The sequence below is a fragment of the Gordonia sp. (in: high G+C Gram-positive bacteria) genome (assembly GCF_020438995.1).
Taxonomy (GTDB): domain Bacteria; phylum Actinomycetota; class Actinomycetes; order Mycobacteriales; family Mycobacteriaceae; genus Gordonia.
The window spans coordinates 1-21,564 of the sequence record NZ_JAGQTN010000024.1 but is presented as its reverse complement, the minus strand read 5'-3'; the positions used below and the strand labels follow the sequence as shown (position 1 = coordinate 21,564).

Genomic DNA, 21,564 nt, shown 5'->3' with positions numbered 1-21,564 from the left:
CCTCGCCGAATAATTCGAGTTCTCAGTATGTCGTTCGTTCCCGTCTGCGGGAACCACCCCATCGGAGGACACCATCACCATCGCGACCGCTTCAGACCAGGTTCCCACGGACAACCACGCTTCCCCGAAGCCACAGGGTCGCGCGGACTCCTATAGTCGGCCGCTACGTTCGATCCCCGATACGAGTACCGATGCCGACTCGTACTCAGGCGCCACGCCTCCCGGCCCCGACCTGACGGCCAGGGAGATCGAGGTGCTGTTGACGTGGCTGCGCGTCGGTACCAAAGCGGCCGCGGGACGGACGCTGTTCATCGGGACCGCGACCGTCAAATCGCACCTGACCCGCATCCGGCAGAAGTACATGGCTGTCGGCCGCCCGGCCGCGTCCAAGTCCGCTCTGTTCATCAGGGCGGTGCAGGACGGCTATATCGACATCACGGAGTGGGACGACGTCGGTCTGACAGACCCCGACATAACTGAGGACTAGGCGTAACCGAGGACTGGGCGTAACCGAGGACTGGGACGACCGGACCGGCCGGCAGTTATCCGGGCGCGGTCGCCGTCGCGGCGCCTTCCAGGAACCAGGTGAGCTGCTCGCCCTTGCCTTTGACCGCAATCGGTCCGCGCTCTCTGAACGCGAATTCGCCGGCGAGCCGGTCACGCACATCGGTGGTCACCTGGATACGTCCGACGACGCCCGTCGACTCCATCCGGGATGCGAGGTTGACCGCGTCCCCCCAGACGTCGTAGAAGAACTTCTTCGACCCCACCACACCCGCCACGACCGGGCCGGTGGCGATGCCGACCCGCAGCCCCAGCGCCGCCCCGTCAGCTCCGGGCACGTTGCCGGCGACCTCGAACATGTCGAGCGCGAACCGCGCCAGGTCTCGCAGGTGATCGGACCGGGGGTCGGGCACGCCGCCGACGACCATGTACGAGTCGCCGATGGTCTTGATCTTCTCCAGCCGGTACTTCTCAGCCAGTGCGTCGAGATCGGTGTAGAGATGGTCGAGGAACCGCACCACCTCGGCGGGCGGGGTATGGCTCGACATCGCCGTGAACCCGGCGATGTCGGCGAACAGGATCGACGCGTCGTCGTATCCGTCGGCGATCTCCTCGTGCGCGGGCTCCTTCAGCCGCTGCGCGACGGTACGGGGCAAGATATTGCCCAGGAGGGCTTCTGACCGATCGTAGGCATCCTCCAGGGCGGCCTCGGCACGCCGCATCTGATAGAGGCCGTACCCGACGATGCTCACCGCCAGCACAGACGCGGCCACACAGTTGGCGACGAAGCTGCCAACCATCAGCCAATCGGGTGCCCGGCCGGTATCCCCGGGGACGGTGAAATACAGTATCGGCACCGCGGCCGTGCAGATCACCACTGTCCCGGCCGACAACCGGATGCGCGTGATCCCGACGACCATCGGTGTCGCGGCGGCCAGGACGAAGAAGTAGAACAACAGACCCGTGTCGGTGCCGAGTTGGACGCACAGGGTGCTGAGCACCGCCGTACCGACGACAAGGAAGCCGATCCCCGCCACGAGCGATCCGAACCGCCCCAGCATCGGCACCAGCGCCAGCACCAAACATGAGATGAAGGTCGCCGCAGCCGCCTCCACGGGTCCCCCGAACAGAAATCCCACCGTCGCATAGGCCAGACATACCGCGGCCGAACTGTACGCCGACAACGACACCAGTTGCTGGGCCCGGGCATCGAGATCGGTGACTACAGGCGCGTCGGTGCCCTCGGCACACCAGGTGCGGTGGTCGGCGCGGCGGGACACCGTTTGAGGTTAGCCGCCCGGAGGCGTCGACGGTCACCGAACCGACACGGTCACCGAACCAGCACGAATAGAAAACACCCAGCCGGTGAACCCGGCTGGGTGTTCTCGATGACTCGAAGAGTCAGATCGTCACTTGACGATCTTGGTGACGCGACCGGCACCGACGGTGCGGCCACCTTCGCGGATGGCGAAGCGCAGGCCCTCGTCCATGGCGACCGGCTGGATGAGCACGACGCTCATCTCGGTGTTGTCGCCCGGCATGACCATTTCGGTGCCCTCGGGGAGGGTCACGACGCCGGTCACGTCGGTGGTACGGAAGTAGAACTGCGGACGGTAGTTGTTGAAGAACGGGGTGTGGCGGCCGCCCTCGTCCTTCGACAGGATGTACGCCTGGCCCTCGAACTCGGTGTGCGGGGTGGTGGTGCCCGGCTTCACGATGACCTGGCCACGCTCGACGTCCTCACGCTTGAGGCCGCGCAGCAGCAGACCCGCGTTGTCGCCGGCCTCGGCCGAGTCGAGCAGCTTGTGGAACATCTCGATGCCGGTGACGGTGGTCTTCTGCGACTTCTCGCGGATACCGACGATCTCGACTTCCTCGTTCACCTTGACCGAGCCGCGCTCCACACGACCGGTGACCACGGTGCCGCGGCCGGTGATGGTGAAGACGTCCTCGACGGGCATGAGGAACGGCTTGTCGGTCTCGCGGACCGGGTCCGGGATCGACTCGTCGACGGCAGCCATGAGCTTCTCGACCGACTTGGCCCACTCCGGGTCACCCTCGAGAGCCTTGAGCGCCGACACCCTGACGATGGGGGCGTTCTCATCGAACTCCTGAGCGGCCAGCAGTTCGCTGACCTCCATCTCGACGAGCTCGAGGATTTCCTCGTCGTCGACCATGTCGGCCTTGTTCAGCGCGACCAGGATGTACGGAACGCCGACCTGGCGGGCCAGCAGCACGTGCTCACGGGTCTGCGGCATCGGGCCGTCGGTGGCGGCGACCACGAGGATCGCGCCGTCCATCTGGGCGGCACCGGTGATCATGTTCTTGATGTAGTCGGCGTGGCCCGGGGCGTCGACGTGCGCGTAGTGACGCTTCTCGGTCTCGTACTCAACATGCGAGATGTTGATGGTGATACCGCGAGCCTTTTCCTCGGGAGCCTTGTCGATCTGATCGAACGCGAAGCTCTTGTTGAGGTCCGGGTACTTGTCGTGCAGCACCTTGGTGATGGCCGCCGTCAGGGTGGTCTTGCCGTGGTCGACGTGACCGATGGTGCCGATGTTCACGTGCGGCTTGGTCCGCTCGAACTTCGCCTTCGCCACTTGATTGTCCTCCTGGACTGTTGCACTGCTGGGCGGATCCCAGCAGAGACGTTCTTATATGGGGTTGTTTCGCGCCGTAGATCCGGATATCCGGGGACGCGCGTCGCGGTCCTCAGCTCGAGGAACGCTTCGCTGGGGCCGACGGTGGGCGGACTGTGATCCGCCCACCGTCAGCCGGCGGGTATTACTCGCCGGTGGCCTTCGCGATGATCTCCTTCGACACGTTCGCCGGAACCTCGGCGTAAGAGTCGAACACCATGGAGTAGTTAGCCCGGCCCTGGGTCTTCGACCGGAGGTCTCCGATGTAGCCGAACATCTCCGACAGCGGCACCTGCGCCTTGACGACGCGAGCACCGCTGCGCTCCTCCATGGCCTGGATCTGGCCACGGCGGGAGTTCAGGTCGCCGATCACATCGCCCATGTAATCCTCGGGCGTGGTGACCTCGACGGCCATGATCGGTTCGAGGATGACCGGGTTGGCCTGCCTCGCGGCTTCCTTGAGGGCCTGCGCGCCGGCGATCTTGAAGGCCATTTCCGACGAGTCGACGTCATGGTATTGACCGTCGAGCAGCGTCACCTTCAGGTTCACCAGCGGGTAGCCGGCGAGCACGCCGTACTGCATCGCGTCCTGTGCACCCGCATCCACCGACGGGATGTACTCGCGCGGAACGCGACCACCGGTGACGGCATTGACGAACTCGTAGGTGGCGCCGTCCTCGGCGTCGACCAGCGGTTCGAGCTTGACGATGACCTTGGCGAACTGCCCTGATCCACCGGTCTGCTTCTTGTGGGTGTACTCGTGCTTCTCGACCACGCGGCGAATGGTTTCGCGGTAGGCGACCTGGGGCTTGCCCACGTTCGCCTCGACCTTGAACTCACGACGCATGCGGTCGACCAGGATGTCGAGGTGGAGCTCGCCCATGCCGCCGATGACGGTCTGGCCGGTCTCCTCGTCGAGCTTGACCGAGAAGGTCGGATCCTCTTCGGCGAGCTTCTGGATCGCGGTGCCCAGCTTCTCCTGGTCGGACTTGGTCTTCGGCTCGATAGAGACGTTGATGACCGGGTCCGGGAAGCTCATCGACTCCAGCACGATCGGCGCGTCGGAAGCACACAGGGTGTCACCGGTGGTGGTGTCCTTGAGACCGATCATCGCGTAGATATGGCCCGCGGTGGCGTCCTCGACCGGCATTTCCTTGTTGGCGTGCATCTGGAACAGCTTCCCGATGCGCTCCTTCTTGCCCTTGGTCGAGTTCAGCACCTGCGTGCCCGCGGTGATGTGACCGGAGTACACACGCACGAACGTCAGCTTGCCGAAGAACGGGTGAGCCGCGATCTTGAACGCCAGCGCCGAGAACGGCTCGTCCTTGCTGGGCTTGCGGATCAGTTCTTCTTCCTCGTCGCCCACCTTGTGGCCGTGCACCTCGCCGATGTCCAGCGGGGTCGGCAGGAAGTCGATCACGGCGTCGAGCATCGGCTGCACACCGCGGTTCTTGAACGCGGAACCACACAGCACCGGGTACAGCTCGGAGTTGACGGTCAGCTTGCGGATCGCGCCCTTGATCTCCTCGACGGTGAGTTCCTCGCCGGAGAAGTACTTCTCCATGAGGGCCTCGTCCGACTCGGCGACCGTCTCGAGCAGCTGCTCGCGGTATTCGGCGGCCTTGTCGGCGAGATCGGCGGGGATCTCCTGCACCTCGTACGAGGCACCCATCGTCACGTCGCCCTTGGCGTCGCCCGGCCAGACCAGCGCCCGCATCTCGATGAGGTCGACGACACCGAGGAAGTCGTCCTCGGCACCGATCGGGAGCTGGATAACCAGCGGCTTGGCACCGAGGCGGTCGATGATCGTCTGCACGGTGAAGTAGAAGTCCGCACCGAGCTTGTCCATCTTGTTGACGAAGCAGATACGGGGGACGTCGTACTTGGCGGCCTGCCGCCACACCTGCTCGGACTGCGGCTCGACGCCTTCCTTGCCGTCGAACACGGCGACGGCGCCGTCGAGGACGCGCAGCGAACGCTCCACCTCGACGGTGAAGTCGACGTGACCGGGGGTGTCGATGATGTTGATCTGGTTCTTGTTCCAGAAGCACGTCACCGCGGCGGAGGTGATGGTGATACCACGCTCCTTCTCCTGCTCCATCCAGTCGGTGGTCGAGGCACCGTCGTGGGTTTCACCGATCTTGTAGTTCACACCGGTGTAGAAGAGGATTCGCTCCGTGGTGGTGGTCTTGCCGGCATCGATGTGCGCCATGATGCCGATGTTGCGAACCTTGTTGAGGTCGCTGAGCACTTCCTGTGCCATTACGTTCCCTTCGGGAATTCGAGGCCTGTAAGTCTGTCGTGGCTTTCGCCGGTTGTCGCTTCGCCCCGCCCGACGTATGCCGGGCGGGCTGACCGGGCGGCCCCGCTCGCGGCGAGGCCCTGGTGCGCGGCCAGAACTTGTCGGTACATGATCACCATCTCACCATTTAGCACCGGCAATGCGAAGCGAATAAGTCACCAGCGGTAGTGCGCGAACGCCCGGTTGGCCTCGGCCATCTTGTGCGTGTCCTCGCGGCGCTTCACCGAGGCACCGAGACCATTGGAGGCGTCGAGCAGCTCGTTGGCCAGACGCTCGACCATCGTCTTCTCGCGGCGCTGCCGACTGAAGGTGACCAGCCAGCGCAGCGCGAGGGTGTTGGCACGGCCCGGCTTGACCTCGATCGGCACCTGGTAGGTGGCACCGCCGACGCGTCGGCTCTTGACCTCGAGGGTGGGCTTGACGTTGTCGAGGGCACGCTTGAGCGTGATGACCGGGTCGGTGCCGGTCTTGTCACGGGCCTGCTCGAGGGCCTGGTACACGATGCGCTCGGCGGTCGACTTCTTGCCGTCGAGGAGGATCTTGTTGATCAGCTGGGTGACCAGCGGCGAACCGTAGACCGGGTCGTTGATCAGCGGACGCTTGGGGGCGGGTCCTTTACGTGGCATGTCGCTTATCCCTTCTTGGCGCCGTATTTGCTGCGGGCCTGCTTGCGGTCCTTGACACCCTGGGTGTCGAGCGAACCGCGGATGACCTTGTAACGAACACCGGGGAGGTCCTTCACACGACCACCGCGGACGAGCACCATCGAGTGCTCCTGCAGGTTGTGGCCTTCACCCGGGATGTAGGCGGTGACCTCGACGGCGGTGGTCAGCCGCACACGGGCGACCTTCCGCAGCGCCGAGTTCGGCTTCTTCGGGGTCGTGGTGTACACGCGGGTGCACACGCCGCGACGTTGCGGGCTCTCTTTCAGAGCCGCGGTCTTGGTCTTCGCCGGCTTGTCGTGACGGCCCTTGCGGACCAGCTGGTTAATGGTTGGCACTGAGGCCCTTCCTTGCTTGGCAATCTTCTTCGTTCGTCGCGGTTTGTGCTCCGGGCAGGATCCGCGAACTGCTGTTCGCGGTTACTCCGCAACTCGCCCCACCGGCACGTTCGTGCTGGTCAGTACATGTATCGCTACCCCGAGGTCGGGCGTGTCACCAGCCCTCGTACTCACGCCTGTCAGCGCTGCGTGCCTCCGCGGAGTCTCCTCCGAGCATGCGGGTGGGCACGCAGACTGGCCCAGCATGTGCCGGGCACCGCCGATTGACTCTACCGATCTGCTTTGCACAGGTCAAAAAGCACCCACCCAGGTCAAACAAGAGGTAGACCCACGATGAACTCAATCCGGTCCCGATACCCTCGACCCCATGCGTGTGGCGACCTGGAATGTGAACTCCGTCAAACAGCGGATCCCCCGTCTCCTGCCCTGGCTCGACCAACGACAACCGGACGTCGTCTGCCTACAGGAGACCAAACTCTCCGACGACGCCTTCCACGACGTCCTCGGCGCCGACCTGGCCGAACGCGGCTACGAGATCGCCCACAACGGCCAGGGCCAGTGGAACGGCGTCGCACTGCTGTCCCGCGTCGGCCTCGACGATGTGCAGCACGGTTTCCCCGATATCCCCGAGTACGAGGGCAGGGTGGAGGCGCGCGCGGTGTCGGCGGTGTGCGGCGACGTCCGCATCTATTCGCTGTACGTGCCCAACGGCCGCGAACCGGACTCCCCGCACTACGTCTACAAACTCGACTGGCTCGCCAAGCTCGGGGCGTCCATCGCCGACCCGGCGGCGACGATGCTGTGCGGCGACGTCAACATCGCCCCCACCGACGCCGACGTATACGACCGGGCCTCGTTCGAGGGCCACACCCACGTGACCGCCCCCGAACGCGATGCGCTGGCCGCGCTCGAAGCGCTCGGCCTGACCGATGTCGTGCGCCGCCGCTGGCCCGACGACCGAGTGTTCAGCTACTGGGACTACCGGGCCGGCATGTTCCACAAGGACCTCGGGATGCGGATCGACCTGATCCTCGCCGGCGCCTGCCCGGCCGCGCGCACCAAGGCCGCCTGGGTCGACCGCCTGGCCCGCAAGGGAACCAAACCCAGCGACCACGCACCGGTCGTCGCCGACCTGGACACCGCACCCGACGGCGATGTGGGCCCGATGGTGCCACCGCCGTCGAACCCGGCCAAGCGAGGTGGCAAGAAGGTACCCCTCCCCCACGCCAAGGAGCAGTGAATGCCGGCGAAGTTGGTAAGAAAGAATCCGGCGCTGGCCAAGGCCGTCAAGCCGGTCGCGGCGCGGATCGCCCGCGTCTACGGCGGCGCCGTCGGGCTGCTCCTCGGGGCCGCCCGCCGCACCGGTTTCCGGCGCCTGCCCGGCCCCCCGTCGACGATCGGTCTGCTGATCGGCGCGCATGTGTTCGCGGTGACGTTCTGGCTCGGCCCGATCGGCCTGTTCGCGGCGATCGCCGCCGGGTCCGTCGCAGCCGCGGCCACCGCGTGGCGGGTCCGCTCCCGCCCCCTCGACCAGTACGAACGCGACATCGCGGTACAGGTGTTCGGTGAGGTCTCCTGGCTCGACGACGTCCGCCTGACCACGATCTCCGTCCAGGGCGGCCGGGCATTCGCATTCCCCGGCGCCGACGGCCGCACCTACCTCAACCTGGGCCACCGGGGTTTCAACGCCGCACTCGACGGCACCCGCAGCTACCCGGCGATCGGCCAGATCCTCGTCCACGAACTCGTCCACGCCTGGCAGATGGCCCACTCGAAGTCGCTGGCCGCGTTCCTTTCCCACGCCGCCGAGGTCCAGATCCGCAACGAACTGGGCGAACGCGTCTACGACATCGGTTCGGCCCCGGTCGTCTGGGCCGATTGCAACCTCGAACAACAGGCCACCGCCGTCGACCGCTGGTACGCCGGCAAACGCTCCCCCACCTGCCGCCAGATGGACCCCGAAGGCACCGACGCCACCACCATCACCAATGCCCTCGGACGCAACCTCTAAACTTTGCTGCCAGTTCCGGATTCCGGAACTGGCAGCAAAGTTTGCACCCACTGTTCGACGCTGGCGACCAGCCTGCGCATCGCCGCACTTTCGTAGCGGACGATGTCGCCGGCCTCGGCAGCGGCCGCCACCGCGGCGACCACCTCACGGGCCTGGCGCGCGATCTCACCGGCCAGCCAGTCACCGTCGACGTGCAGTCGCGGCGCGACGCGCAGCCAGTCGGCTACGGACAGCCGCGATGCGCGGAACGTCCCGCCGATGCTCATCGACAGGTCGTTACCCGATCCCGTCGAGAACGCGAGGTGCGAGTTGAGGTCGTAGAGCGGCGCGAGCCTCACCGATGTGCCGCTGATCAGAAGCGAATAGTTCCGGGCATGGGCGTCGGTGCCGCACACCAGCCAGTTGAAGACCAACGCTTGAGCGAAGCGCCGGTTGTCGGCGCCGGGGTCGTCGCTGACCCGGCGGATGAGGTCGGCGACCTGGATGGCACCCGGGCCGCCCTGGCTTTCGTACTTGCGGAACGGAGCAACACGCAGCGCCTGACACATGTCCTCTTGGTGAACCCGCATCCACCCGGTACCTGGCTGCTCGACGCGGTCGTATCGTTCGATGACGATGGCGCGTTCGTCGTCGAAGTGCTCGATGCCGCACAGGGCCACGCGCAACCCCAGCGCGGAAGCCGCCCGCATCGTGACCACCTCGACGAGGTCCTGATCTGGCATCGTGGGGATCGCGGGTTTGACGATGTGTGTCGACGGGACAGCACCCGACGGATCACTCCATCCGCCTACGGTGCGGTGCAGGGCGATCTTGGCTTGTGCACCTGCGAGCGAGAACTTGCCCGTTGCGCTGTCGGTGGCGGAAGTGGGCAGGTCCGCCAGCGCGCGCCGGAGCATGTCGGCGATCTCAGGTGCGGACAGTTCAGTCAGCGCGCCGACCTCCCGCAGAACGGACTCGAGCCGTTCCGGGCGGACGAATTGCGCGGCCCCCGCGACGTCCTCGCCGACGTGACGCAGCAGCGCGAACGGGCTCGTATCAGCGGCGATGCCGAACTGGCGACGCCACTGGCGCAGTGTCTCCGGCCTGTCGGGCAGCAGTCCTTCGAGCCACGGACCGATCGCGTTCTCACGGTACCGGCCTGCCGGCCCTGGCATCGACACCGACAACGGGGTGAACCTGCCGGCGGTATCCGCGTCGTAGCGCAATCTCATCTGCTGCTTGCCGGTGCGCTGGACATCACCGATGACCTGCCCGTTCATCACCACGTACAGGACGCGTCTGAGGTCAGGGGTGGTCATTGTCGGAACCGATCGAGCAATACGTTGAGGTCAACGGGTTCGGGCAGGTTGCCCGGTGCACGACGTACCGGACGTGTGAGCAGCAGTGACACACCGAGCGCATCGGCCACCCGCATCACCATGTCGAGCGGCGCCGACGGCTTGTCGCCCATCTCGAAGGCGTTGAGCCATTGTCGGCCGACGCCGGCGATCTCGGCCAGCGCCAACTGGCTCGTCCCCTGTTCCAGGCGTTCGGCACGCAGCGCGGGGCCAAGGTCATCAGGTCGCGACGCCTCGACTGTCGTCATTCAGCGACAGTACCATTTGTCGCTGAATAGCGACAGATCCGTGCAGCGTCACTCACCCAGCGACGCTCGCACCATCTCGACATAGGTGGCGACGACCTGGGCGCGGCGTTTGGAGTCGTCGGAGAGGGTGTCGGCAAGGCCGAGACCACGGGCGAGGTCGAGAGTGAGCTGGGCGACGCGGTGGATGTTTGTCTCATCGTCCGATGGCCCGAGCGCCTGGACCGTCATTCGGTGTGCCGCGCGGGCGAACTTCGCTTCGAGCGGCAGGATTAGTTCGCGCAGCGCCGGGTCGGAGGCTGCAGCCGCCCACACCTGCAGGGCGGCTTTGAATTCTTTGCCGGTATAGATTCCGACGGCGCGGTCGACGACGGCGGCGATGCGGTCGCCGTTCGTGTCGGTGGCCTGGGCGGTGACCGCTGTCAGGTCGGCGAAGATCTGTTCCAGCGTGGCGGTGACCAGCGACTCCCTGGTCGGGAAATGATGCTGGGCGGCGCCGCGGGACACCCCGGCGCGGGCGGCGACGGTGGCGACAGTGGCAGCTGCCCAGCCCTGTTCGGCGAGAACGTCGACCGCGGCACGCAGCAACCCCTCGCGCGTTATACGTGAACGTTCTTGTTGCGGAACGCGTTCGATCACGTCAGGTCCCACGCGGGCTTGCGCCGCGACAGGAACGCGGTCATCCCTTCGCGAGCCTCGTCGGTGCCGAACAGTGCGGCCGATTCATCGGCACGGAGCGCCGCCTTGGCAGTGAATGCAGCCAGAATGCTTTCGGTGGTCAGGGCTTTCGACGCCGCCAGACCTTGCGGCGATGCCTTGCGGATGCCGTCCAACACCTCGCTCATCACTGTGTCGATACCTTCCCCGCTGTCGGCGGCCGCGGTGAGCAGGCCCATCTCGACGGCCTGCTCCGGCCCGAACTTTTCCCCGGTGAGAAAGTAGCGCGACGCCGACCGGGAGGAAAGCCGCGGTAGCACGGTCAGCGAGATGATGGCCGGTGCCAGCCCGAGACGTGACTCGGTGAGCGCGAATGTACATGCCGCACCGCCGATCGCGATGTCCGCCGCGGAGACGAGCCCGAATCCGCCTGCCCGCACGTGCCCGTCGATTCTCGCGATCACCGGCTTGGGCAGTTCAAGAATGGATCGCATCAGCTCCACCATCGCCCCCGCCCCCTGCGCCGACGCCTCCTCGGGTGTGGCGCCCGATGCCAGCGCCGCACTCAGATCGGCTCCGGCGCAGAATGTTCCACCTGCGTGGGTGAGCACCACCGCCCGGACGTCCGGATTCTCTGCGGCCTCGATGAGTCCCGAATTGAGCTGCGCCACCAGCGTCGTGCTCAGCGCATTCCGGTTCTTCGGCGAATCCAGCGTCAGCGTCAGCACTCCCGCGTCGACGTCCCGCCGCACCAGCGTCTCAGTCACCTTCTTCTCCTATCCATTTCCACCGGTTGAGAGCCCCGTCTCACCGGACCCTTCGTGACGCGTCGTCTCGCAAGCTCGCCGCCGCCCTCAGGGATCAAAAGGCCACTCGCGAAAGATCAAAACCACCTCCCACAGTTCCTTGGTCCACGGCCCGTTTACCAGGGGGATCAAGAAGCCACTCGCGAAAGATCAAAACCACAGCAACCAAACGTCGTGACCCCGAGGCGAAGCAACCACACATCCCACCCCCAAACACCGAACCAACCACACAACTCGACCCCAGACACCGAACCAACCACACAACTCACCCCCAGACGCCGAACCAACCACACAACTCACCCCCAGACGCCGAAGCAACCAAACTTCTTGATCCCTGAGGCCGAAGCGACCAAACATCTTGATCCCTGAGGCCGTTGCGACGAAGGAGCGAGGGTCACGAAGGGTCCGGCGACCTTTCGACACCTGACGCCACCACCTCAGTACGACTTCGGCAACCCAAGGCTCGCCTGGGCCACGAAATTCAAGATCATCTCGCGGCTGACCGGCGCGATGCGGGTGACCCGCGACAGGCCGATCGCCGACGCGAGACCGTATTCGACGGTCAGCCCGTTGCCGCCGAGCGAATGCACTGCCTGGTCAACCGTTTTCACACACGCCTCCCCGGCCGCGTACTTCGACATGTTGGCCGCTTCGGCGGCTCCCCAGTCGTCACCGGCGTCGTACAGCACAGCCGCCTTCTGCATCATCAGCTTGGCCATCTCGATCTCGATCTTGCACTGCGCCAACGGATGCGAGATCGCCTGATGGGTGGCGAGCGGCGCCTTCCACACGGTGCGTTCTTTGACGTAGTCGACGGCCTTGCCGAGCGCGAACCGCGCCAGCCCCACCGCCGTCGCCGAGGCCATGATGCGTTCGGGGTTGAGTCCGGCGAACAGTTGCGCGAGCCCGGCGTCCTCGTCGCCGATGAGTGCGTCGGCGGGCAGCCGCACGTCGTCGAAGAACAGCTGGAACTGCTTTTCCGGGTTGACCAGTTCCATCTCGATCATGGTGCGGGTGAATCCGGGTGCGTCGGTGGGCACCACGAACAGCGCCGGCTTGAGTTTGCCAGTCTTGGCGTCGGCGGTCCGGGCGACGATGAGCACCGAGTCAGCCTGGTCGACACCGGAGATGAAGACCTTCTGCCCGTTCAGGATCCAGTCGGAACCATCGCGGTGCGCGGTGGTGGTGATACGGTGCGAGTTGGATCCGGCATCAGGCTCGGTGATGCCGAAGGCCATCACGTAGGAGCCGTCGGCCAGTCCCGGCACCCAGCGCTGCTTCTGTTCGTCGGTGCCGAAGCGGACGATGATGTTGCCGCAGATGGCCGGTGACACCACCAACATCAGCAGTCCGGTGCCGGCGGCGGCGATCTCCTCCATCACGATCGACAGTTCGTACATGCCGGCCCCGCCGCCACCGTATTCTTCGGGCAGGTTCACCCCGATGAATCCGAGTTTGCCTGCCTCGTCCCATAGTTCGTCGGTCTTGCGGCCCTCTCGGGCGCACGCCCGGAAGTAGTCCTGCCCGTACTTGGTGGCGAGTGCGGCGACGGCGGCACGCAGTTCGCGGTGCTCGTCGGTTTCGGTGAATGCGCTCACGTGGGTTCCCCTTCGGTTGCTTCGGTGATGACGGCGAGCACGTCGCCGACGGAAAGTTGTTGTCCCTGAACCACTGCCAGTGTTTCGACGATGCCGTCGGCGGGTGCGGTGATGGTGTGTTCCATCTTCATCGCCTCCAGCCAGATCAGTGGTTGACCGGCGGCGACCGTGTCCCCTTGTGCCACAGCGACTCTGATCACGGATCCAGGCATCGGCGCCAGCAACGATCCGGGCTTCTGCACCGCGGACGGGTCAGTGAACCGCGGCACGACCCGCAGCGCCACGGCCGTTCCCGGCCCGTCGACATGAACGACATCGTCATACCGCGAGACGGCCAGCGCACGCCGCACCCCGTCGACGTCGAGCCTCACCTCATCGGGTCCGGCCCCGACGACCTGAACGTCGGAATGATCCGGCAGCTCATATCCGCCACGCCCGAGCCGATACCGAAGGACGATCTCGTCCGTATCACCCACGGCCACATACTTCTTCGTCTGATAACCGGAAGCCAGATTCCGCCACCCGCCGGGCAACCCGGCCTGCACTCCTGCCGACGCCCGGTTCGCAGCCGCATCAGCCAGCGCCGCAGCCAGAGCGGCAAGGCGCATCTGCTCCTCACCGGCCGCGGGTTCCACCAGCGCCGCATAGCCGTCGGCCGAGGCATCCAGGAATCCAGTATCGGTGTGGCCGTCGAGAAAGTCCTTGTCCCGCAGGATGTTCACCAGCAGGTCGCGGTTGGTGACCGGCCCGTGCAGCGTCGCGTCCGACAGCGCCCGCGCAAGCATCGCGGCGGCCCTGCGCCGATCGGGAGCCCAGGAGATCACCTTCGCCAGCATCGGATCGTAGAAGGTCGAGATCACCGATCCCGATTCGATTCCGGCGTCCACCCGGATCCCGGGCCGTGCCAGTCCGGCGAACTCGCTGTCGGCGGCGATCGCGACGGAGTGCACCGCACCGGACTGCGGCTGCCAGTCAGCGGCGGGATCTTCGGCGTACAACCGCACTTCGATGGCGTGCCCGGAGCTGACGGGTTCGGCAGCATCCAATGCCTCACCGTCGGCCACTCGCACCTGCCACTCCACGAGGTCGGTGCCGGTGGTCAGTTCGGTGACCGGATGTTCCACCTGCAAGCGGGTATTGGTTTCCAGGAAGTAGAACCGGCCCTGTTCGTCGGCGAGGAACTCGACGGTTCCGGCACCCACATAGTCGATGGCCTTTGCCGCATCGCGTGCGGCGGTGAACAGTCGCTCACGCAGGTCCCCGCCGACCCGCTCGACGAGCGGCGCAGGTGCCTCCTCCACCACCTTCTGATGCCGCCGCTGGATGGAGCATTCGCGTTCACCGACCGCCCACACCCCGCCGTGGGCGTCGGCGAGGATCTGCACCTCGATGTGGTGTCCGCGTTCGATGTACGGTTCGCAGAACACCGTCGGATCTCCGAACGCCGACTGCGCCTCGCGGGCGGCGGCGGCCACCTGCGATTCGAGTTCGGCCAGCTCACGCACGATCCGCATACCCCGGCCACCACCACCGGCCGACGCTTTGATCAGCAGCGGCAGGTCGGCTTCGGTGGCCGACGCCGGGTCGATGGAGCCGAGCACCGGCACCCCTGCCCGGTCCATCAGTTCTTTCGCGTTGACCTTGTCGCCCATTGCCTCGATCGCGGCGGGCGGCGGACCGATCCACACCAGTCCGGCGTCGAGCACGGCTTGCGCGAATCCTGCGTTCTCCGATAGGAATCCGTATCCGGGATGGATGGCGTCGGCACCTGCGGAGCGGGCCGCGGCGATGATCGCGTCCCCTCGTAGGTAAGTCTCGGCCGAGGTTTCTCCCGGCAGCCGCACCGCGACGTCTGCGGCACGCACATGCGGCATACCGGCGTCGGGATCGGAGAACACGGCGACCGTCGACAGTCCCATGCGTTTGCAGGTGGCAAAGACACGGCAGGCGATCTCGCCGCGGTTGGCAACCAATACTGAAGTAATTCCCATGAATTGGTCCCTCACATCCGGAAGACGCCGAAGTTGCTGGTGCCCTTGATCTCTGCCGTGTCGATCGCCGACAGACACAGGCCGAGCACCGTTCTGGTGTCGCGTGGATCGATCACGCCGTCGTCGTACAGCATTCCCGACAGGAATGCGGGTACCGATTCGAGTTCGATCTGCGCCTCGATCATGGCGCGCAGTCCGGCGTCGGCCTGTTCGTCGACCACGCCGCCGCGTGCCTCGGTGGCCGCGCGGGACACGATGGAGATCACGCCCGCCAGTTGCGCGGCGCCCATGACGGCCGATTTGGCGCTGGGCCAGGCGAACAGGAACCGCGGATCGTAGGCCCGCCCGCACATTCCGTAATGTCCGGCGCCGTAGCTGGCGCCCATCAGGACCGAGATGTGCGGCACCGTGGAGTTGGATACCGCGTTGATCATCGCCGAACCGTGTTTGATGATGCCGCCCTGTTCGTACTCCTTGCCCACCATGTAGCCGGTGGTGTTGTGCAGGAACAACAGTGGGGTGTCGCTGCGGTTGGCGAGCTGAATGAACTGGGTGGCCTTCTGTGATTCGGCGCTGAACAGCACACCCTGCGCGTTCGCCAGGATGCCGACGGGATAGCCGTGGATGCGGGCCCAGCCGGTACACAGCGACGACCCGTATTCAGCCTTGAACTCGTCGAAGTCGCTGTCGTCGACGATGCGGGCGATCACCTCCCGCGGGTTGAACGGGATCTTCAGGTCCGGCGGCACGATGCCGGTGAGTTCCTCTGCGTTGTAACGGGGTTCGAGGATCGGTGCGACCGGTCCCGGCCCCTTCTTACGCCAGTTGAGGCGGGCGACGATGCGCCGGCCGATGCGGATGCAGTCCTGTTCGTCGGCGGCGTAGTAGTCGGCCAGACCGGAGGTGCGGGCGTGCATCTGCGCGCCGCCGAGCGATTCATCGTCGCTTTCCTCACCGGTGGCCATCTTCACCAGCGGCGGACCGCCGAGAAAGACCTTCGACTGCTTCTCGATCATCACGACGTGATCGCTCAGGCCCGGTACGTACGCACCGCCGGCGGTGGAGTTACCGAACACGAGGGCGACGGTCGGGATGCCCGCCGCCGACAGCCGGGTCAGGTCACGGAACATCCGCCCACCGGGGATGAACACCTCTTTCTGCGTGGGCAGGTCGGCGCCGCCCGATTCCACCAGCGACACCACCGGCAGCCGGTTCTCCAACGCGATGTCATTGCCGCGCAGTATCTTCCGGAGTGTCCACGGGTTGGAGGTGCCGCCCTTGACGGTAGGGTCGTTGGCGACGATCAGGCATTCGACGCCCTCGACGACGCCGATACCCATCACCACCGACGCACCGACCGGGAACTGCGAGCCGTGTGCGGCCAGGGGGCACAGTTCCAGGAACGCGGTGTCGGGGTCGATGAGCATTTCGATCCGTTCGCGGGCCAGCATTTTGCCGCGTTTGCGGTGCCGTTCCACGTATTTCTCACCGCCGCCGGCGAGTACCTTGTCGAATTCGGCCGACAGTTCGCCGAGTTTCTCGGTCATCGCGGCACTGGCGCGGGTGAAGTCGTCGCCGGTGATGTCGAGCGTCGATCGCAGTGCTGTCATCGCTGATACCCCAATCGTTTTGCCGCCAGGGCGGTGAGGATTTCGGTGGTGCCGCCGCCGATGCCGATGATGCGCATGTCGCGGTACTGGCGTTCGACTTCGGTGCCGGTCATGTAGCCGAGCCCGCCGAAGAGCTGCACGGCCTGGTTCGCCACCCACTCACCGGCTTCGACGGCGGTGTTCTTGGCGAAGCACACCTCGGCGAGCAGATCGTCGGAGGCGTGGTGTCCGTCGGCCTTACCCGACTCGACGGCCACCTTTCGTTCGACGACGGCGCGGACGTAGGTGCGGGCGACGTCGACGCGGCGGGCCATGTCTGCCAGGGTGTTCTGCACGGACTGCCGCGCGATCAGTGGTTTACCGAAGGTTTCCCGGTCGCGGGCCCATTGCAGCGTCAGGTCGAGGCAGCGTTGGGCGCTGGCGTAGGCCTGCACCGCCAGCGCCGACCGTTCGGTGACGAATGCCTGCGCGATCTGCGCGAAACCCGAGTTCTCCGGTCCCACCAGGTTTCCCACCGGCACCCGCACGTCGACGTAGGACAGTTCGGCGGTATCGGAGCTGCGCCAGCCCATCTTGTCGAGCTTGCGGGTGACGCTGAATCCCGGAGTGTCGGTGTCGACGACGAGCAGCGACACCCCGGCCGCACCCGGTCCACCGGTGCGCACCGCCGTCACGACGAAATCGGCCCGCACACCGGAGGTGATGTAGGTCTTGGAACCGTTGACGATGTAGTGGTCGCCGTCGCGGACCGCGCTGGTGCGCAGATGCCCGACATCGCTGCCGCCGCCGGGTTCGGTGATCGCCAGAGAGCCGATCATCTGCCCGGCCAGGGTGGGCCGGGCCCATCGGTCGATCTGTGCCGGGTCACCGGCGACGATCATGTGCGGCAACGCGATCCCGTGCGTGAACAGCGACGCGTACACACCGCCGGCGGCCCCCGCGTAGTGCAGTTCTTCGCCGACGACGGTCACGTCGATCAGATCACCACCCGACCCGCCGACCTCCTCGGGAACACCGATCCCCAGCAACCCCAGTTCGGCCGTCGCCCGGTGCAGCGACCGCGGCAGTTCACCGTCGCGTTCCCACTGATCCTGATGCGGCAGAACATGTTTACCCACGAAATCACGCACGGTCTCCCGCAGCGCCAGCCGCTCCGGCGTGTCCCACACCGCACTACCTATCGGCACCGCATTCCTCCTGTCTGACGTTTGTCGTGGTGACGCAATGCATGCAATGTCACCGGACCCTTCGAGACCCTCGCTCGTTCCTCGCATCGGCCTCAGGGATCAAGATGATGGACCACTTCCTCCCACCCATCAGCCTCAAGCGACAAGATGATGGGTCGCAACCTCCGACCGGCACACACATCCAAAACCCCAAAACCACCACACAACCCCCGACCCGGGGGACACATCTTGAACCCCAAAACCACCACACAATCCCCAACCCGGGGACACTTCTTGATCCCTGAGGCCGTTGCGACGAAGGAGCGAGGGTCTCGAAGGGTCCGGTGAGATGAGGCTCCCACCGCTACCCCAAGAACCGTTCGGGCACATCGACATGCCGCGACCGCAACCACTCCCCGAGCCCCTTGGCCTGCGGGTCGAAACGGACGTTGTCGGCAACACCACGACCGAGGATGCCTTCGATCACGAAGTTCACCGCGAGCAGGTTGGGCAACGAATACCGATGCACGGTCAGCTCGGCGGTCTCCGGCAGCAACGTGCGCAGCAACTCCACATCGAGGGTGGAGTGCAGCCAGTCGAACTGTTCCCGGTCCCGTACCCACACACCGATATTCGCGCTACCACCTTTGTCACCCGACCGGGCACCGGCGACGATGCCGAGCGGAACCCGCCGCGTCGGACCCCAATCAGACACGGCGGCAACATAGTCGACCGGCTCATCGGCAGCCGGCCGACCCCGCAGCGGACTCGGCTCGATGAGTTCGACCACCCCCGACGCGAAAGCGACCCGATGCTCCACCTCCGCGGCGTCGACGTATCCAGGTTCGAAAACCCCGTAGGGAGAACCATTTCCAGGCGGCGCGGTCATCGTGAAACCCGGAAAGGAAGCCAGGGCGAGCTCGACGGCGGTGGACGTGAACGACCGCCCGACAAGCGCCGGATCGGTGTCCCGCACGACGCAGCGCAGCAGAGCACTGGCCTGTTCCTCGGTGGGTGCGTCGGGCTGATCGAGCCGCGACAGCGACCACTGCATCGACGCCGGACGCTTGGGCAGCGCCGCTTCGAACTGTTCGGTGAACAGTGCCGCCTTGGCGTCGACGTCGAGGCCGGTGAGCACGACATTGATCTCATTGCGCAGTCCGGCAAGGAAATTGAGCGACACCTTCACCGTCTCCGGCGGTGCCTCACCCCGAATCCCGCTCACCGACACCCGATCGGCGCCCACCTGGCTCAGCTCGATCGTGTCCAGGCGGGTGGTGACATCGGGCCCGAGATACCGCGGCCCGCCGATCTCGTACAGCAGTTGCGCGGTCACCGTTCCCACGGTCACCGCGCCGTCGGTGCCGTCGTGTTTGGTTATCACCGACGATCCGTCGGCGGCGATCTCGGCGATCGGGAAGCCGATGCGGGTCATCTTCGGGACCTCGGTGAAGAAGGCGTAATTGCCGCCGCTGGCCTGGGTACCGCATTCGATGATGTGCCCGGCGACGGTCGCCCCGGCGAGGGCGTCGAGGTCGTCGTAACCCCAGCCGTGGGCACTCGCGGCGGCGCCGATGGCCAGCGAGGCGTCGGTGACCCGACCGGTGACCACCACATCGGCACCCGAATCCAGCGCCGACTTGATGCCGAACGCACCCAGATAGGCATTGGCGGTGAGGGGGTTTCCCAGCCCGAGTTCCGCAGCGCGGGGCAGCAAGTCGTCGCCGGACACGAACGCCACCGACGCATCGACACCCACCTTCTCGGCGAGTTCACGCAACGCGACGGCCAGCCCGTGCGGATTGAGCCCGCCGGCGTTGACCACGATCTTCACCCCGCGGTCGACGGCGAGGCCCAGCGAATCCTCCATCTGCCGCAGAAACGTTTTCGCGTAACCGAGTTCGGGGTTCTTGAGTTTGTCGCGGCCGAGGATGAGCATGGTGAGTTCGGCGAGATAGTCGCCGGTGAGATAGTCGAGTTCACCACCTTCGAGCATCTCCCGGACGGCCGAGATCCTGTCACCGTAAAAGCCCGACGCGTTGCCGACTCTGATCACCGCTGCACCTTTTCGTCATTCACCGAATTCTGTTGTGGGGGACGCTTACCCCCGGGCGGGCCGGCGAAACACTGCGCGATCGACACCCAGGTGCGAGCGTCGGCACCGGAGACCTCGAGCGCGAGATCTTCGGGCGCCCGGCGCTGGGTGATGAGCATGCAGAAGTCGATCGCACTGCCGCGCAACGTGTTCGGCGCATCGTCTGGCCCCCAGATCCACAGCTGCCCCGACGGTGCGGTGAGTTCGAGCCGGAACTCGCCCGACGGCGGTTCGAGTTGGTTGACCATGTACGCGAAGTTCCGGGTGCGCACCCCAAGGTGCGCGATGGACTTGAGCCGGTCGGTCGGTTCCCGTTGCACCCCAAGCGCTTCGGCGACATCGAGACCATGTGCCCAGGTCTCCATGAGGCGGGCGGTGGCCATGGACGTGGCCGACATCGGCGGGCCGAACCACGGGATGAGTGTCCCTTTGGGCACCGCGGACAGCGCATCGGTAAGCCTCACCCGCCAGTCCCGCCACTGCGCCAGGATGTCGGCGGGCGCCAGTTGCGCCATCTTCTCGGCCTCGGAGTCGACAAAGCCGAGCGGGTCGGCCCACGCCGCCTTCAGACCCTCGGCGAACGCCTCGGTGTCGGTGGCGGCGATGGTGGCGACGTTGTCGGTCCAGCACAGATGCCCGATCTGGTGAGCGATGGTCCACCCCTGCGCCGGTGTGGACGTCGCCCACCGCTCCGCCGGCAGCTCCGCGACAAGCTCGTCCAGGCTCGCCGATTCGGCAGCCAGGTCCGCGAGCAGTTCATCGATCAGCCCCATGTAACGACCATCACACACCGCCCAGAAAAAAGCAAGCACGCACGCTTGTTTCTAGAGTGGCGTGGTTACTTGATCCCTGAGGGCGACGCGACGTAGGAGCGAGCGTCTCGAAGGGTCCGGCGACCTGAGGCTCCCGACCTACCACCCCCGGATACGACCGGGCCCGGTGGCGGGTATGTCGATCTCCCCCACCGGGCCCGGCCGCGGATCAGTTCAGCTGCCGAAGTTCATCCCCAGAATGCCGATCTCGGCGTGCCGCCCCGGCCGGGGCGGCGCGATCGCGAATGCGTTCGAGTCGAAGTTCCGGTGCAGGTTCCGTGAGCCGCCGAATCCCGTGTTGCACAGGACCAGCACCGAATAGCTGCCCACTTTGCGAGGCCGCCATGTCACGGTCCGGGTGGCACCGGGCGCGACCACCACGTGTGTACCTCGCGCGATGGGCCAGCCGAGCGAACTCTCCTTGGCTCTGGTCTCCCACTGGACGCGGTTGCCGCTTCCGTAGTCGCCGGCCTTGAACGCCGCGCGTGCTGCTCCGTAACCGCCCGAAACCTGGGCCACCGTCGCGTACTCACCCAGCGGCCACAGGTTGTATTCGCAGCTGATCGGCTGATTGATCCGGTTGGTCAGCGTGATGTTGACCTTGCCGCCGGACACCGATCCCGACCCGGTGCTGCCCGGGTAGGCATCCCATGCGCTGGCGGTCCCCGTTCCGACCAGCACCGATGCGACGAGGCCGGCCAGCACCCCCGCGATCCGTCGGCTACGTAGATTCATTGCAACTCCTTTGTCTCCCCCATTGCGGGGCCGGATGGACCGGCACCGGTCCAAGT

General features: G+C 65.9%; 19 protein-coding genes. 3 read left to right on the top strand and 16 right to left on the bottom strand.

Annotation, left to right across the window (positions count from 1 at the left end; all coding sequences use genetic code 11):
- Window positions 1–253: 253 nt before the first annotated feature.
- Window positions 254–487: a LuxR family transcriptional regulator gene (locus tag KDB67_RS01915; RefSeq protein ID WP_291011712.1), complete on the top strand. Its 234-nt coding sequence runs from the start codon at window positions 254–256 to the stop codon at window positions 485–487.
- Window positions 488–542: 55 nt separating this feature from the next.
- Here KDB67_RS01915 and KDB67_RS01910 read toward each other — a convergent pair whose 3' ends face one another.
- The 5 genes from KDB67_RS01910 to rpsL form a co-directional block, all read right to left on the bottom strand.
- Window positions 543–1,784 carry an adenylate/guanylate cyclase domain-containing protein gene (locus KDB67_RS01910; protein ID WP_291011709.1) on the bottom strand — a complete coding sequence of 414 codons (1,242 nt, stop codon included), beginning with the start codon at window positions 1,782–1,784 and terminating at the stop codon, window positions 543–545.
- A gap of 129 nt (window positions 1,785–1,913) precedes the next feature.
- Window positions 1,914–3,104, bottom strand: coding sequence for an elongation factor Tu (gene tuf / locus KDB67_RS01905; RefSeq protein WP_291011705.1), 1,191 nt, complete (start codon window positions 3,102–3,104; stop codon window positions 1,914–1,916).
- Window positions 3,105–3,288: 184 nt separating this feature from the next.
- Window positions 3,289–5,406, bottom strand: a complete 2,118-nt coding sequence (fusA, locus tag KDB67_RS01900; RefSeq protein WP_291011702.1) for an elongation factor G — start codon at window positions 5,404–5,406, stop codon at window positions 3,289–3,291.
- A 194-nt stretch (window positions 5,407–5,600) separates the two neighbouring features.
- Window positions 5,601–6,071 carry a 30S ribosomal protein S7 gene (gene rpsG, locus KDB67_RS01895; RefSeq protein ID WP_005193546.1) on the bottom strand — a complete coding sequence of 157 codons (471 nt, stop codon included), beginning with the start codon at window positions 6,069–6,071 and terminating at the stop codon, window positions 5,601–5,603.
- 5 nt (window positions 6,072–6,076) lie between these two features.
- Window positions 6,077–6,445 (bottom strand): 30S ribosomal protein S12, encoded by a 369-nt coding sequence (gene rpsL, locus KDB67_RS01890; protein WP_291011698.1) that lies wholly within the window; start codon window positions 6,443–6,445, stop codon window positions 6,077–6,079.
- A gap of 367 nt (window positions 6,446–6,812) precedes the next feature.
- On the opposite strand from rpsL, the gene KDB67_RS01885 reads away from it, so the two are divergent.
- Both KDB67_RS01885 and KDB67_RS01880 read left to right on the top strand, forming a co-directional pair.
- On the top strand, window positions 6,813–7,685 hold the full coding sequence (locus KDB67_RS01885; protein ID WP_291011695.1) for an exodeoxyribonuclease III: 873 nt from the start codon (window positions 6,813–6,815) through the stop codon (window positions 7,683–7,685).
- Window positions 7,686–8,456, top strand: a complete 771-nt coding sequence (locus KDB67_RS01880) for a hypothetical protein (protein WP_291011692.1) — start codon at window positions 7,686–7,688, stop codon at window positions 8,454–8,456.
- Here the strand turns inward: KDB67_RS01880 and KDB67_RS01875 are convergent.
- The 11 genes from KDB67_RS01875 to KDB67_RS01825 all read right to left on the bottom strand — a co-directional run bounded on the left by KDB67_RS01875 (window position 8,453) and on the right by KDB67_RS01825 (window position 21,508).
- Complete coding sequence (locus KDB67_RS01875) at window positions 8,453–9,754, bottom strand: type II toxin-antitoxin system HipA family toxin (protein WP_291011689.1); 1,302 nt, start codon at window positions 9,752–9,754, stop codon at window positions 8,453–8,455. The two genes, KDB67_RS01880 and KDB67_RS01875, sit on opposite strands and share 4 nt — an antisense overlap.
- Complete coding sequence (locus KDB67_RS01870; RefSeq protein ID WP_291011686.1) at window positions 9,751–10,041, bottom strand: helix-turn-helix transcriptional regulator; 291 nt, start codon at window positions 10,039–10,041, stop codon at window positions 9,751–9,753. The genes KDB67_RS01875 and KDB67_RS01870 overlap by 4 nt, the downstream gene beginning before the upstream one ends.
- 48 nt (window positions 10,042–10,089) lie before the next feature.
- Window positions 10,090–10,677: a TetR/AcrR family transcriptional regulator gene (locus KDB67_RS01865; RefSeq protein ID WP_291011683.1), complete on the bottom strand. Its 588-nt coding sequence runs from the start codon at window positions 10,675–10,677 to the stop codon at window positions 10,090–10,092.
- The gene (locus KDB67_RS01860; RefSeq protein ID WP_291011680.1) at window positions 10,674–11,462 is read right to left on the bottom strand and encodes an enoyl-CoA hydratase family protein; all 789 of its coding nucleotides are present in this window, start codon (window positions 11,460–11,462) and stop codon (window positions 10,674–10,676) included. The genes KDB67_RS01865 and KDB67_RS01860 overlap by 4 nt, the downstream gene beginning before the upstream one ends.
- 476 nt (window positions 11,463–11,938) lie before the next feature.
- A complete protein-coding gene (locus tag KDB67_RS01855; RefSeq protein ID WP_291011677.1) occupies window positions 11,939–13,099 on the bottom strand; it encodes an acyl-CoA dehydrogenase in 1,161 nt (386 codons plus the stop codon).
- Window positions 13,096–15,090, bottom strand: coding sequence for a biotin carboxylase N-terminal domain-containing protein (locus KDB67_RS01850; protein WP_291011673.1), 1,995 nt, complete (start codon window positions 15,088–15,090; stop codon window positions 13,096–13,098). Before KDB67_RS01850 ends, KDB67_RS01855 begins: the two co-directional genes overlap by 4 nt.
- An 11-nt stretch (window positions 15,091–15,101) precedes the next feature.
- On the bottom strand, window positions 15,102–16,700 hold the full coding sequence (locus KDB67_RS01845; protein ID WP_291011669.1) for an acyl-CoA carboxylase subunit beta: 1,599 nt from the start codon (window positions 16,698–16,700) through the stop codon (window positions 15,102–15,104).
- On the bottom strand, window positions 16,697–17,887 hold the full coding sequence (locus KDB67_RS01840; RefSeq protein ID WP_291011666.1) for an acyl-CoA dehydrogenase family protein: 1,191 nt from the start codon (window positions 17,885–17,887) through the stop codon (window positions 16,697–16,699). Before KDB67_RS01840 ends, KDB67_RS01845 begins: the two co-directional genes overlap by 4 nt.
- Before the next feature lie 343 nt (window positions 17,888–18,230).
- Window positions 18,231–19,922, bottom strand: coding sequence for an acyclic terpene utilization AtuA family protein (locus KDB67_RS01835; protein ID WP_291011663.1), 1,692 nt, complete (start codon window positions 19,920–19,922; stop codon window positions 18,231–18,233).
- Window positions 19,919–20,734, bottom strand: coding sequence for a TIGR03084 family metal-binding protein (locus KDB67_RS01830; RefSeq protein WP_291011659.1), 816 nt, complete (start codon window positions 20,732–20,734; stop codon window positions 19,919–19,921). Before KDB67_RS01830 ends, KDB67_RS01835 begins: the two co-directional genes overlap by 4 nt.
- Before the next feature lie 213 nt (window positions 20,735–20,947).
- Entirely contained in the window at window positions 20,948–21,508 is a 561-nt protein-coding gene (locus KDB67_RS01825; protein WP_291011657.1) for a hypothetical protein, read from the bottom strand.
- Between the last annotated feature and the right edge of the window lie 56 nt (window positions 21,509–21,564).

Coding starts and splice junctions, on each gene's coding strand:
- fusA (WP_291011702.1), bottom strand. CDS start 5,406: ATGGCACAGGAAGTGCTCAGCGACCTCAACAAGGTTCGCAACATCGGC.
- KDB67_RS01885 (WP_291011695.1), top strand. CDS start 6,813: ATGCGTGTGGCGACCTGGAATGTGAACTCCGTCAAACAGCGGATCCCC.
- rpsG (WP_005193546.1), bottom strand. CDS start 6,071: ATGCCACGTAAAGGACCCGCCCCCAAGCGTCCGCTGATCAACGACCCG.
- KDB67_RS01870 (WP_291011686.1), bottom strand. CDS start 10,041: ATGACGACAGTCGAGGCGTCGCGACCTGATGACCTTGGCCCCGCGCTG.
- KDB67_RS01830 (WP_291011659.1), bottom strand. CDS start 20,734: ATGGGGCTGATCGATGAACTGCTCGCGGACCTGGCTGCCGAATCGGCG.
- KDB67_RS01875 (WP_291011689.1), bottom strand. CDS start 9,754: ATGACCACCCCTGACCTCAGACGCGTCCTGTACGTGGTGATGAACGGG.
- KDB67_RS01850 (WP_291011673.1), bottom strand. CDS start 15,090: ATGGGAATTACTTCAGTATTGGTTGCCAACCGCGGCGAGATCGCCTGC.
- KDB67_RS01845 (WP_291011669.1), bottom strand. CDS start 16,700: ATGACAGCACTGCGATCGACGCTCGACATCACCGGCGACGACTTCACC.
- KDB67_RS01825 (WP_291011657.1), bottom strand. CDS start 21,508: ATGAATCTACGTAGCCGACGGATCGCGGGGGTGCTGGCCGGCCTCGTC.
- KDB67_RS01880 (WP_291011692.1), top strand. CDS start 7,686: ATGCCGGCGAAGTTGGTAAGAAAGAATCCGGCGCTGGCCAAGGCCGTC.